The organism is Siansivirga zeaxanthinifaciens CC-SAMT-1 (assembly GCF_000941055.1).
Taxonomy (GTDB): domain Bacteria; phylum Bacteroidota; class Bacteroidia; order Flavobacteriales; family Flavobacteriaceae; genus Siansivirga; species Siansivirga zeaxanthinifaciens.
Genome location: NZ_CP007202.1, coordinates 3,056,494 through 3,070,828, shown reverse-complemented (window position 1 = coordinate 3,070,828; position 14,335 = coordinate 3,056,494). Strand labels below are relative to the sequence as shown.

At 34.0% G+C, this 14,335-nt stretch carries 9 protein-coding genes; all 9 read left to right on the top strand.

Annotated elements, in window-relative coordinates; all coding sequences use genetic code 11:
• Positions 1 to 107 precede the first annotated feature (107 nt).
• The 9 genes from AW14_RS13300 (at position 108) to AW14_RS15035 (ending at position 14,128) form a co-directional block, all read left to right on the top strand.
• Complete coding sequence (locus AW14_RS13300) at positions 108 to 884, top strand: T9SS type A sorting domain-containing protein (RefSeq protein ID WP_044639249.1); 777 nt, start codon at positions 108 to 110, stop codon at positions 882 to 884.
• A gap of 205 nt (positions 885 to 1,089) precedes the next feature.
• Entirely contained in the window at positions 1,090 to 1,317 is a 228-nt protein-coding gene (locus AW14_RS13295) for a hypothetical protein (protein WP_044639248.1), read from the top strand.
• A 589-nt stretch (positions 1,318 to 1,906) separates the two neighbouring features.
• Entirely contained in the window at positions 1,907 to 3,052 is a 1,146-nt protein-coding gene (locus tag AW14_RS13290) for a T9SS type A sorting domain-containing protein (RefSeq protein ID WP_044639247.1), read from the top strand.
• Between the two features lie 241 nt (positions 3,053 to 3,293).
• Positions 3,294 to 3,650, top strand: a complete 357-nt coding sequence (locus tag AW14_RS13285; protein WP_044639246.1) for a hypothetical protein — start codon at positions 3,294 to 3,296, stop codon at positions 3,648 to 3,650.
• A gap of 165 nt (positions 3,651 to 3,815) precedes the next feature.
• Positions 3,816 to 4,148: a T9SS type A sorting domain-containing protein gene (locus tag AW14_RS13280; protein WP_044639245.1), complete on the top strand. Its 333-nt coding sequence runs from the start codon at positions 3,816 to 3,818 to the stop codon at positions 4,146 to 4,148.
• Positions 4,149 to 4,484: 336 nt separating this feature from the next.
• Positions 4,485 to 7,901, top strand: coding sequence for an Ig-like domain-containing protein (locus tag AW14_RS14950; protein WP_084708904.1), 3,417 nt, complete (start codon positions 4,485 to 4,487; stop codon positions 7,899 to 7,901).
• 128 nt (positions 7,902 to 8,029) lie between these two features.
• Entirely contained in the window at positions 8,030 to 11,494 is a 3,465-nt protein-coding gene (locus AW14_RS13270; protein ID WP_044639243.1) for a glycosyl hydrolase, read from the top strand.
• Between the two features lie 177 nt (positions 11,495 to 11,671).
• Complete coding sequence (locus AW14_RS14880) at positions 11,672 to 12,943, top strand: BNR-4 repeat-containing protein (RefSeq protein ID WP_218915996.1); 1,272 nt, start codon at positions 11,672 to 11,674, stop codon at positions 12,941 to 12,943.
• 174 nt (positions 12,944 to 13,117) lie between these two features.
• On the top strand, positions 13,118 to 14,128 hold the full coding sequence (locus tag AW14_RS15035) for a T9SS type A sorting domain-containing protein (protein ID WP_218915995.1): 1,011 nt from the start codon (positions 13,118 to 13,120) through the stop codon (positions 14,126 to 14,128).
• Positions 14,129 to 14,335 lie beyond the last annotated feature (207 nt).

The following is a 14,335-nucleotide window of genomic DNA, read 5'->3' as shown; positions in this document are numbered from 1 at the left end:
ATTTTGAACCTCGGTTTTATGCTATGTTTGTGGTTGATAGGACTTGACTAAATTAAGGTAAGGTCCAATTAACAATTAAAATTTATACTAACTAAAAATCGTATTTTATGAAAAATTTTACTTTTAAATGTACACTATTAATTCTTTTTGCAGCTGTTTTTCAGATACAAGCTCAGCTTGCAGATGGTCTTTACACCATAAGAAATAAGGAAACTGGTGGCTACCTCTCTACTGGAGGCGCTGACTTGGCAGCGGAGACAGGAACTGCTGAAGGTTGGCGGTATGAAACTAGTGCAAGTTTAAATGGGGCTAAGACTACATTTAATCTTACAGCTTTAGATGCTAATGGTACGTTCGAAGTATTAGGATCAAGAGGTTTAATGAAAATTTTTATATCGGGTGCTAATACGGGTTCTATTGGACAAGTTTCGGGTGCTAGTCCTGACGCAGAAAGAAGAGCAATTTTTGTTAATGTTAGCGGTTCTGAATATCGATTCCATCTTAATGACCTTTACGTTCGCGAAAATCAAACTAATCAAACTATAAATGGTGCTAATGTAGGTACTATCACTGCTGTTCCACTTGATACAAACGACAACAGACAAAGCTGGATAATAGAAGCTGCAGTGTTAAGTAATGATGACTTTAATTTAAGTTCTGTATTTATTTCTAATCCAATAAACGATTTTATCCAAATTAAAGGGTTATCATCCAACATTAATAAAGTTGAAGTATTTAACTTGGTAGGAAAGTCTTTAATACAAAAATTAACAAGTGGTGCATCATCTTTGTCTTTAGATGTAACAGCCTTATCAAGCGGTGTTTATGTCGTTAAATTTATTGGAACAAATACATTTGCAACAAGAAAAGTTGTGAAGAGATAAAATACTAAAGTACTGAGGGTAGTTTTTGCTTAAGCAATTAGCACAACTCGAATTAATAATGATGAAAAGGCTTGGTTTAAAACCGAGCCTTTTTTGAATCGAAGTGGGGCTAAAAAATTGATGTTTAATATGCTCTTTGGAACGTTTAATAATTCCATATGAATATCTTCTTGTAACGTGCAATAATGGATTAAAAAAAACAGCTATGAAAACTAAAAACATTAAAACCTATTTGTTGTATTTAATTGTTATATTCCTATCAAATGCGCTTAGTGCACAAGTATTATGGTGCGGAGACCCTAATTTATCCGTAAATGATAATTTTAGACGCCTCGACCCTAATGGCAATAGCAACCCAAGTGATGATGATTGTGTTGATGATCCCAATAATCCACCATTTGTAACCACACCAACAGATGCAGAATACAGCTAAGTTTGGCAAGACACCAAGTGCCTACGCCAAATATTTTACACAATTTGATACGGATATTGCTGTTTATTTACACAAATTGAACTGACTGTATAATGCTATTTATGTTTTTATTTTAACCAGTCTAGGCTAGAAAAAAGACGCTAAGGTTTTAATAAGAAATATAATATATTTTATATTTTCACATCATTTTACCGTTCGTTTTATTTAAGGTTATCGCTTGTTGTGATCAACACGCCTCCTACTCTTTTTTCACGCTATGGCCTATTATACATTGTGTATTAATCTATGGCATCTAACGTGTTTAAAGATGAATCCATACAAAGTCAATAAAACTATAAACTTCTAAAACTTGGGTGTTGCTATACTTACGCCCTTAAATTTTGTTTAATTATTCCTAGCCTTCGTTACATAGCTCAATATTATTAAATTTTCAAAAAAAAGGAGTTTTGTCCGCTTTTTTAGGAATTTTATTTGCCGTAATATTTGTATTTTTGATTTTAAAAAAAGCGATGTAAAAACAAGATTTATAGTTATTTTAATTTTGTAAAGAATGAAACAATTGCTAAATAAAGGAAAAATCTAAATATTCATGAAAAAACTATTAGTCCTCTTATTAGGTTTCCCTTTAGCTGTATGTGCTCAAATTTGGCATGCAGACGCGAATGTAGGTGGGCCTTTAACACATTTCCAAAGCATTAATTTTGAAGATTGTGAAACAACTTCCAATAATCCCCAAATTTTTCAAGAGAATGTAAATGGCGTGAGTGGTAAAGTATGGAGACAGACATGTCCTGCAAAGGTAAAACGTAATGAGTTTTCAAGACCTAGAGAAGAACACTTTTCAGGTCAAACCATCTACTATGCTTGGAGAGTTATGATTAGTCATGATGATAGTTTCAACGATAGATTTGCTATTTTTCAATTTAAGACTTCTGAACCTGATGGTGGTAGCCAAAACCACCCAATTACGATAGCTTATGAAAATGGAAAAATCTTATTCCAATACTTCAAACCTTGTAAAAACAGCAATACAGGGAATATAAGAAATTGGAAGCTAGGTCCTGGTTGTTCCTCAGATAATAGAAAATTTATATTAAAGGAGATACTTACTGCAAAAGATACATGGGTAGATATTGTGTTAGGTATTAAAAAAGGAATCGAAGAAACAGGTACTAACGCAGGGACTGTTGAAGTATGGATTAATGGAACAAAACAAACTCTTAATAATCCTAACGGCGCTCCTAGTGAAATAGTAGAGTGTAAAACAGATGATGACCCAGATTATAATGATAACATAGGTATTGATGAAAGATCTGTGTATGCAAAATTTGGTATTTATGGAGGAGGTAAGTGTCCATTCGATATAACCTCACGTATTCATAATTTAAAAGCGTTTAATGACGGGGCAAGTGCAGTGCAGTCTCTAAATAGTACCATACCTGCATCACGCACGTTAAGTGCAGGCAACGCAATAGTTTTAGATAAGCAAGTAGCAAAAAAATCTATTATGGTATTTCCAAACCCCGTTAGCGATAGCTTTACGATTAACTTAGAAAATATACAAAGGGCTAAAGTAACCATCACAGACTTTTTGGGTAAAACGGTTTATAAAACCACTACAGTAAACCCGACGCTAGAGATTCGTAAGGCCAATACATTTAAATCGGGTATGTATATTATAACAGTAAAAGATGAGTTCGATAAAATTTATACCTCTAAGCTTGTAGTAAAATAGTATAATTTTAATATACTTTAGTTGAAGACCCCATTGTTAACCCTCTCACATACCATTGGGGTTTTTATATTAAATTACATCCTAATGGATAACAATAAAATGTAGGGTTATAAAAAGTGTTTTAAACTTGTTTTTTCAACTTTAGTTGGAAGATTATCTAGTAATCAGGACAATGCAGGACAGAATTTGTTTCTAAAAAAAATACTCTAGTAAAAATTAACTATCTAAAAACTTTTTATTTATGAAAAAAATTACTTTAAAAATTATTTTATTTTTATATTTGACCATGTTTGCCTTTCAAGTGCAAGCGCAAGTAACGGCAATCACTGAAGGCACAAAATATGTGCTTCAAAACTTTGGTACTGCTAGTTATTTAAAAGCCACAGGATTAGGCGCTTATGAATTTTCGACTACACTTCCAACGGATGATGTTACCTTTAATTTTTTCTTCAATCATCATGACACAACAGATCCAGGTGATGGCACTGTTCATAACTATTTAGATGATTGGAATATTGGAAATGATACTAAAGGTATCATGAGAGCTAATAATACACTAACGGTTCATACAAATTTTAAATACAACGTATGGAATTAAAATGGTGGTCATAAAACAGATAATAGATGGACGGCAACAACACTATCTCAATCAGGTTTTACAACATTTAGATTTGGTGCAGTTGTTTCTGGTACTGGTACTACTAATGAAAGATTTTTATACCAAGGTTTAGATGGATTACTTTATAATTATACTGTTGCTGATATGAACGATGCAGCAAATACTAATACCGATGGTGAGGCTAGAAGTTATTGGGTTCTTGCAGAATCAACAATAACAACATTAAGCAACAATAAATTTGATGCAAGTTCGGTATTTGTTTCAAGCCCAGTAAAAAATGAAATTGCCATTAAAGGTCTTACTTCAAATGTTAAACAAGTTTCTGTGTATACCATATTAGGAAGTAGAGTGTTTACAAAACAAATAGATGGACAATCTACTCTAACTATCGATGCTAGTTTACTTTCAAGTGGTATGTATATTGTTGAGCTTTCAGGAGAGTCTGGTAAGTTCACCAAGAAAATAATCAAACAATAGTAAGTTAGTAATACTATTTTTCACTTTCAAAAAGACCATTTAATTAATATTAAATGGTCTTTTTTTATTTTATTTTGCTCAAATAGGAGTGTTATTATAATTATGTTGTTTGCGTATATATCTTTTTGTGTAAATGTGTAAATAACCATTTGGTATTCAGTCTTTGGCGGTTTTAAAATAATAATTTCTTCTGGCAGACAAGACAGGACAGTATGTGTTATTTATCCTTTTAATTTTGTTAAGTTTTAAGATGGCTACATCTATATTAAAATTGTTAAAAACTAAGTTGTTAAAAAAAATAATGGGGCTTCTTAAAGCTTAATAAAAGGTCAAAAAATGAAAAAAAATATAATTAATCATGGCATTCTTGTAGTCTGTATATTGATGTCTCAATTTGTAATGGCGCAGTCCTTAACCCACCCACATATCTGGATTAAAGATGCTGAAAAGCAGGTTATTTTAGATAAAATATCCCAAAATACTTGGGCTTCAAATTTGTTAAATCAGTACAAAAGTAGAGTTGATTCTAAAAGAGATTCTCATAAAATTAACCCCTCAACAATAATTAGTTCCATACCATCATTACCAGGTAATAGAACTACACATAGAGATATCTTGACTTTAGGGTTTGATGCGAGTTTATTGTATTGGTTAACTGATAATGAAGATTATGGGCAACTTGCAGCTGATATTCTGTATAACTACACTAAAAAAATAGCCCAAATTTCTGGTAATGTTGATTTTCATTCGGGCGATTATTTAATTGATTCTAGAGAGGCGTATACAAAACCTCCTATGATTTATGACTTTGTTCATGGGTTTTTGGTGAAGTCTGGCACAACGGTTTATGATATCGATACAGGAACTAGAGTACCTTTTAATTTTACCAATTCTGAAACTGCATTTAAAAAATTAGCTGATAATGTATTTAATCGTGGTGGAATCAATTCCAATCATCCTGTTTTAGAAGCACCAGGAGCTCTTTTTAATGTACTTTCAATTGAAAATGATGCCACCAGACAAACCTATTTTAATAATTTTATGAACGGCACTTCCAGGCAAAATGGTTTAACTTGGATGATGAATAGATGTAAAGATTCTGGCGCTTGGCCAGAAGCTACAGGCTACAGTATCGGGCCTCAAAGGATTATCTTAGAGCTTATGGAAGTGGTTGATAGATACAGCCCTTCTCTTAATATTTTTAATAATTACAAGGTTATTTTAGAAGATTCCTTCTTCTTTGAAAACTATAGGTTTCCTAACGGTAGTGAGGTGATGCGTTTTGGTGATGCGCACAGAACAAGATTGAATACTGAGGATTTAATGGAGCGTGTTTTCGTCATATCTAAACGTAAGGGCTATACAAATTTGGAATTAAAAGCCGAAGAAATGCTTAAAGCATTTTATTCTGCTAAAGGAGGTTTTAACCCTACAGTTTCAACACAAACCTTAGAATGGAACAACCCGCTGAATTTATTGTGGATTTCTAATATAGCATTAGTAAATGTAACACCTATTAGTTATAGTTCATCTATTACAATTGACTATGCAGGTATTGCCATGCAAAGAAATTTAAATACCAATAATAGAGTTGAGTCTGGGTTAATGGGATATACTGGTGGCGCTCATTATGTACATTCCCATTTATCTGGTATTGACATGGAAATATATGGCCTAGGAGCTGTGATGGGTACTGGTGGTGGTGATGTAGGTGCTGGCAATAATGCGAGGGATGGTGATGAATTTAGGAATTATCATAGAATCTATGCAGGCCATAATACAGTTATTATCAATGGTACTTCTAAAGGAACAGGTGTAGGTGCTTGGAAGGCCGATAATCAGATAAAAATGGATAAAACGGTTACCCTTGCTGCAGAACCTGTATCGCTAGCAGATCCCATAGCATCAAACTTTACCTTTTCGGCACAAGTATTGGACGACGGAATCAATAATGCAAGGCAACAACGTGTTTTTAGTGTGATTAGAACCAGTGACAATACAGGATATTATTTCGATTTGTTTCGTTCAAAATCATTAGGGACCAATAACTTTCATGATTATGTATATCACAATGTAGGAGATAATGTGAGTATGGTAGATGCCAGTAATAATCCAATCTCTCTAACACCTCAAGTTAACAGATATCCTTCCGTAGAAAGTGTTTATGCAGGTAAATCCATTTTCTTCCCTGGATGGCATTATTTTGAACAGGTTAATACATCTGCACCCACAACTACTTCAGTAAAGGCTACCATCCCTATGACCAAACAAGGCGTGAGATATATGCATATGTTAATGCCGGGAGGTGAAAGTAGAGAGTATACTGCCTGTAAAGGACCAGCAACTATTGAAGCGCAGATGGGATATGATGGCATTAAAACTCCCATTGTTACGGTAAGACAACCAGGGGAAGCTTGGGACAGGCCGTTTATTTCTGTTTTTGAACCTTCTAGAAATGCTTCAGGTACGGTACAATCGGTAGAAAATTTATATACCGGTGCCAAAATTGTTGGAGCGAAAGTTACCTCATTGGTAAATGGCGTTATAATGACCGATTACATCATTTCAAACGAGAATAATGGAGAAACGTATACATCCACAAATCCTAATATTTCATTTACAGGTAGGTTTGCTATCATCAGAATTACGCCTACAACCATTTCACAATATATAGGTCAAGGGCAACAATTAACTTATCTAGGGCAAACACTTTATGGTGATACTGATGGAAAAGCTTATTTAGAGTATGCGAATGGTCCACAACCATTTGCTGTAACATTATTGTCTCCTTTTAACAATCAAGAATTTCTATTAAATCAAGAAGTGCAGTTGTATGCCAATGCAACCACTGATACTGGTAACATCACCAAAGTAGAATTTTACATTAATGGGACATTGTACCAAGAAGCTACAACATTTCCTTATCTTTTAAATTGGACACCAACTATGGTAGGTAACTATACCATTAAGGCTAAAGCGTATAATAGCGGTGGAAATAGTATAGAATCTACAGAGATTACAATTGTTGTTAATGATGTGGATAAAACAGATTTAACAGGAGATACCTATAGATTAAGAAATGTGGCAACGGGGAAATTTTTAGGTGCCAATAGTAGTGCTGGGCAACCCGTGATTATGAGAGATACTGCAGAAGACAATGATAGGCACTGGGAGTTTGTAAAAGTTGATGTAAGTGGCACAGAATATTACAATATAGATAGTAAGCTAAATGGTGTATTACGTGGGACAGGTGGCACTTTTGGAGGAGGAGCTTATCTTATTGTAAGTACAGGAAATCAACCTACAAATTCAGATGTAGATAAAGTCTGGACCGTGCATTATAATCAAGCAGATGATACCTACCGTTTTGAAGTGAAAGATGGAGGTAGATTTATGTATGAAGACCCTAATGGGAACGTTTATAATTATGCTGTTAGTGATACTGATGCAAGAAGCAAATGGCAGGTTATCCCTGCAAGTGTTACTCTAAGTGACCAAGAAAATGAACTTCAAGAATCATTAATAAAAGTATATCCAAACCCAACTAGTGGTGCATTTGAAATAACTGTTCCAAAACACTTAAATAGTATTAAACTTGAAGTATCTAATATCCATGGACAATTAATAAGTTCAAAAATGTATGACGTTAATGGAGGCAAAGTCAGTTTAGATATAACCGATAAACCTAACGGAGTTTATTTTATTAAAGTGAATGCAGAAAAACCTTCTTTTTTAAAGGTGATTAAAAAATAGGAGGTTTAATATTTTAAAATATGAAAGGGTGTCTTAAAGAAGTTACCCTTTTTATATTCAGGACTATACAGGATAGGTAATCGTTAAACATTATTTAATTTCAAACTTTATTCAAATAAGATTATAATATGAGATTTTTAGCGGTAATTTTTAGTTTTTTTTTAGTAATAATTTTAAGTTGTAATTCCAGTAAAGATGAAGTCGTATCGTTAGTTGATACCTCTCCAACATTTCAAGAATTATCCAAAGGCTTTAAAACTCCAGATAAGCAATACCGCCCAGAAACTTGGTTTCACCTAATGGGTAATAATATAAGTAAAGAAGGATTAACCCTAGATTTAGAAGCCATAAAAGCCGCGGGTTTGCAAGGTATCCATTTATTTAACAAGGCAGGACAACCATATCCAAATGTTGAGCCCATAAAAATTTTATCACCAGAATGGGAAGACATGATTAGGCATGCTGCCGATGAATGTAAACGCTTAGGGCTAAAATTCACCATGCAAAATTGCCCAGGGTGGTCCATGACAGGTGGTCCATGGGTGCCTGTAGAAGAAGCACAACGCGAATTGGTTGAAACAACGTACATGTTAAAAGGCGCACAGAATTTTAATGAGGTGCTCAAAATAGATTCGGTATACACAACAAAAGATTATGATTATAAAGATGTTATAATACTTGCCTTTCCAACGGTTGAGGGTGATAATTTAGCGCCACATAATCCGTTAAAAATTGAAACCAATAACGCTTTGATTCCTTGGGAGGATATGTTCAATCCCGCGTCTAAAATAATTGTTGGCGATAAGACAACAAAATTAGACAAGCCACTCGATGCATATCGTAAAACAGGAATTTCAAAAATTAATACGAATAACACATGGGTTAAAACAACATTTCAAAATCCAATAACTTTGCGATCCATTGTTTTTCCGCCGTTGCGACATATCATTATGGACTCGCAGTATCCACAAGTGGATGTTCATATAAAGGTTCAAGCGGTTTTAAATAACCAATTAACCCACATTGCAACCATTAATTTTCCAGATGCCAATTGGAACGACAGGCAAAAACAACTCACCTTAGCAATTCCAGAAACTACATCGAAAGAATTTGTTTTCACGTTTGAAGGTGAGCATGTTATTCAACCAGAATTTATTCGATTATCTTCAAAACCAAGACTGCATAATTATGAAGCAAAAGCAGCAAAGGCCTTTAGACGTTTGGAAAAAGACGTTGCGTTCGAGTTTCCAAATAATGCCATAATCAATTCCAATCAAATTATGAACCTTTCTGATAAATTAACACCCGAAGGTAAATTAAATTGGAAAGTGCCCGAAGGCAATTGGACGGTGGTGCGTTTTGGACATATTAATATGCGATTAACTAATAAACCTGCTGTTCCGGAGGCTACAGGTTGGGAGTCCAGTAAATTAGATAAAAAAGCTATTGAAAATCATTTAAGAAATGGTATGATAGGTAATTTAATTAAGGATGGCGGACCCATTGGCGATGGTAAATTACATGGTCTTTTAATAGATAGCTGGGAAAGCCATATCCCTACTTGGACCATGAATTCGGAGGATATGTTTACAGAATTTGAAACGCGCAGAGGTTACAGTTTGAAGCCTTATTTACCAGCTACCATGGGGTATATTATTGAAAGTCCTCAAACAACAACCAAATTTTTAAGAGACCTTCGTCAAACCATGGATGATGTTTATGTCGATAATTTCTTTTCTCATTTTGCAACCGTTGCACACGATATGGGCGCTAAAGTTTATACCGAAGGCGCCGGTGGCGAAGTGTTGCCAATCGACCCCATGCGGTATTACGGTGTTAGTGATATTCCTATGACGGAGTTCTGGTACCCTTCTGCACCATCTGCTCAAAACGAATATGCCAAACCAATTTACAATGCAGCATCTGCTACGCATTTGTACAACAAACCTATGTTAGCCGCCGAGGCTTGCACTCAAATAGGGGTAAAGTGGAACGAACATCCGTTTTCTGTAAAATATTTAATTGATTATAATTTTACTAAAGGTGTTAATCATTTAGTGTTTCATACCTTTTCGCATACGCCACAAAAAGAAGTCTATCCAGGCTCTAGTTTTGGGGGCCACATTGGTTTTCCTTTAGTGAGAAATCAAACGTGGTGGAAATACATGTCTAATTGGACAGATTACCTTGCACGTAATCAATATGTTTTACAGCAAGGTGAATATGTAGCCGATGTACTTTGGTATTATGGCGATAATTTTGAACGTCCGCCATTTGATTTAGATTATTTTCCTGAAGGTTACCGTTTCGATTATTTAAATGCAGAAATTTTACATGAAAAATTAAGCATTATAGACGGTAAAATAAATGTTGAAAATGCAGGGAACTATCGTGTGATATTATTACGAGATTCTAAAGAGATGTTACTTTCAACAGCACAAAAATTAAAGGAACTGGTATTAGCTGGTGCTGTAATTGTAGGGGACAAACCTGAAGATTCACCTAGTTTAATGGATGATGAAATGGATTTAAAAGCCTTAAAATCTATTGCCGATGAGTTATGGGGAACAGGTAAAAGCGGGGTTAAACAAGTAGGCAAAGGAAAAGTATATTGGGGAAAAAGCATTGAAGAGGTTTTAAATCAAGAAAGCATTTCACCAGACGTAATAGTTCCTAAAGATTTAGATATTAATTGGATTCATCGTAAAACAGATCATGCCGATATTTATTTTGTTGCCTCTAAAATCGATAGACCTATTGATGTATCCCTGAGTTTTAGATTACAAGATGTATACCCTCAAATATGGGATGCTTTTACAGGAGAACAAGGGGAAGCAAAAATTTGGAGCAAATCAAATAAACGCACCAATGTTGTATTGTCGCTACCCGCTAGCGGTAGTGCTATCATCGTTTTTTTTAAAGGTGATAAACAACCCGTTGCTTCAAAAGTAAGTTTTAATAATGATATTATTTTTAATGCAGAAACAGGATGGTTTAGAAGTCATGACAAAGAAGATTTACCTAAATTATCATGGCTAGGTAATAACCTGATGGCTTCTAAAACAGGGAGCTATGACTTTTATTTTAATGACAATAAAACAACTAAAAATATTTCGGTTGAAGAAAGTTCGCTGCAATCCCAATGGACACTAAAATTCGACGCTGGTTGGGATACTCCAGAATCTATTGAAATACCATATTTAAAATCGTTAACGCTACTAGAAGATGAGTCTGTAAAACATTATTCTGGTACCATAACCTATTCTAAAACTTTTAAAATAAAACAATTAGGAAAACAAACCATGCTAGATTTGGGTGAGGTTTGTAATATTGCCGAACTTTGGATAAATGATAAAAAGGTAGGTGTTAAATGGGCAGCACCGTTTATTTTTGATATTACAGACTATGTTAATAAAGGTGATAACACCATTAAAATTAAAGTAACAAACACCTGGCGAAATCAACTTATTTTTGATAATTCTCGTCCTAAAGAAAATAAGAAAACTTGGACTACAAATCCTCCTAAAAAAGATGAAACCGAACTCGAAGTATCAGGTTTGGTAGGTCCAGTAATTTTAAAAACCATGCCTTAATAAGATTATTAATTACTTAACTTAAAGCTATCAATTAGTTACATTTTTACTACTAATGGATCAGCTTTGTCTAAAAAATACAAATTAAAAATTTCAAGCAGGATAATTCAGGATAGAGATTAAATTAAAATTAATCATTTTTACCATATTTAGACTTACATACTAATATTTGTAAAAATGACAAAAACTATTTTTAAAGCACTAATATTCTTTTACATCGGTTTTTTTTCACTTCATTCTATAGGGCAGGTAACCCTAGAATCAGAGGTAAAAATTACAGATGTTGCTATGTACTTTAACGGAAATAAAGTGCCTATAAGTCACACGGCTAATTCAACTACTGGATACGACTATGTTTATGGTCGTTCACTAACCCCTCATGGCGATTGCATTAAAGTTTATGGGAAATATGTTTTTTTAACTTGGTATCGCGGTGGAAAAAGCGATAGACATGTCATGCTTACCCGATATAACACTGAAACGGGAACATTGAAAACTATAGAATTTCCACATCAACACACAGGATATAATGGCAAATGGTGGATTGGTGAGACTCATAATACCATTTCGGTTGGCATTTGTCCAAAAAATGAAACGATACACATGCTATACGATATGCATAGAAATGGTAATGTTCCAGAATTTTCAAACGACTATTTAAGGTATTCATATACGGTTGCTGGAGCGGCAACGGTTTCAGACCAAGAGTTTACAATCGACAAGTTTGTACAGTCACCCAATGGTAATTACAAACATTTATCATTTCCTGGAATTAATGACGATAATACCACAAAATTATTGACCTATCCAGATTTTTTTACCAATGATGAAGGTGATTTATTTATGAAAAATAGATTTGGATATTCTGAAAATGGGAAGTTTATTTTTGCTAAATACAACGGCACAAGTTGGGTAGGCTATACCGATTTTAATAGAACACAAGCATCAAGTTACGATAGTCCTTATAATTGGGGGCTTTATGGCGATATTAAATTTCTTAACGGTAAAATTAGGGTTGGTTTTCAACAACGTGCGAATTTAAAGAACGATAAATACCAATATCAAAATGGATTTTATTATGCTTACAGCGATGATTCAAGCGGTTTAACACAATGGAAAAATCATGCAGGGACAGAATTCTCACGACCACTTTCAAATTCCGATTTGATAAAAATTTCAGAACCTGGCGATTTAGTTGCCACTACCGAAAAAGATAAAGTTTACATGGTTAGTGGTTTCGATTGGACTGTTACAGATAATAATGACATTCATTTTATTGGGCGCGTTAAAGATAACAGCACCACCAGTAGTACTGCAGGACAAACGAAACAAGTTCACACCTATAAACCCGCAGGCGCAACTAGTTTTATAACAACGACCGATTTTTCGGGTGCAGAAACCTTATATGCGTCTGGTAATTATATTTACATAGTCGGGTTAACCTCTTGAGGTAGACCTTTTATTGAACGTGCACCAGGTGGAACCAATTCATTTACTAGAATTTATGAGGCAAATTCCGGTAAAACGTTTGAAAAGGGTCAAGTTTATATTCACAGCGGTAAGCTTTATTATTATCTGTTAGAAAAAAATGCTCAAGAAACCGATGATGCAAGGCCTACCTATTTGCAAATAATAAATTTAGGAATTAACACACCTCAAACCTTTGGCGTAAATATAATAACCCCAAGCAATAATCAAGCATTTAAGGAGGGCGAAAACATACAATTATATGCTAATGCAACTACTAATACGGGCGTTATTACAAAGGTAGAGTTTTATGTAAACAACATACTAAGTCAAGAAGTTACAAGTAGTCCTTATTTAGTAAACTGGATACCAAGCGCTGTTGGTAATTATACAATTAAGGCTAAAGCATATAATAGCTCGGGAAATTCAATAGAATCTAGCCAAGTTTCAATTAGTGTAAACCCAGTTGATAAAACAGATTTAACAGGCGATATTTATCGATTAAAAAACGTGGTTACTGGAAAATTTTTGCAAGCGCAAACCATATCTGCAAGTTCTGTTTTAATGAATGATTCTGGAGAAGGTCAGGATAAGGAATGGATATTTACAAAATCGAATAATTATTATAATATCGACAGTGAGGTTACAGGTATTTTAAGAGCTACTGGAAGTGGGTTTTCACCACCTTATGCCATTGTAAATACAACAAAGGCATCTCCAGCAACAGATTCTGATAAAATTTGGATTGTTCATTATTTAGAAGCAGATGATACATATCGATTTGAAGCTGGAAGTAATGGTCGTTTTTTGTACCATGATGCCGATGGTAGTGTTTACAACACCTCGGTTTTAGAAACGGATGCGCGAAGCAAATGGAAGGCGATTTCAAAAAGTACATCACTAAGCAATTCAAAAAACGACATGAAGTTTAAAAGTATGCACGTTTATCCTAATCCAGCAAAAGACCATTTTACAATTGTTTTACAAAATTTTGGAACGTCTGTGGTTAGCATATATAATGTTCTCGGCTCCTTAGTTTACCAAGAAATCGCTAAAAATAATATGGTTAAAATACAAGATGCCAATAAATTAAATCCAGGTATGTATATTATAAAGGTTAAGGATACAGAAAATAATAACGCTTTGGCTAAACTTATTATAAAATAGAATTTAAATTGTATCATGTTTAAAAGAAAAAAATCATTGGGTTACTAGTTTAAAATGGTTCTCTCAAATAATATGCTTGAATCCTATTCGATTTCACATTCAAAATTAGGTCAAAGGTATAGTTTGTATATTAAAAAATTTAGATTGATTCACCGGTTTACTCATCATTACATTCAAAACCTAAGGTTTGTTTTCTTTTAAATTAAG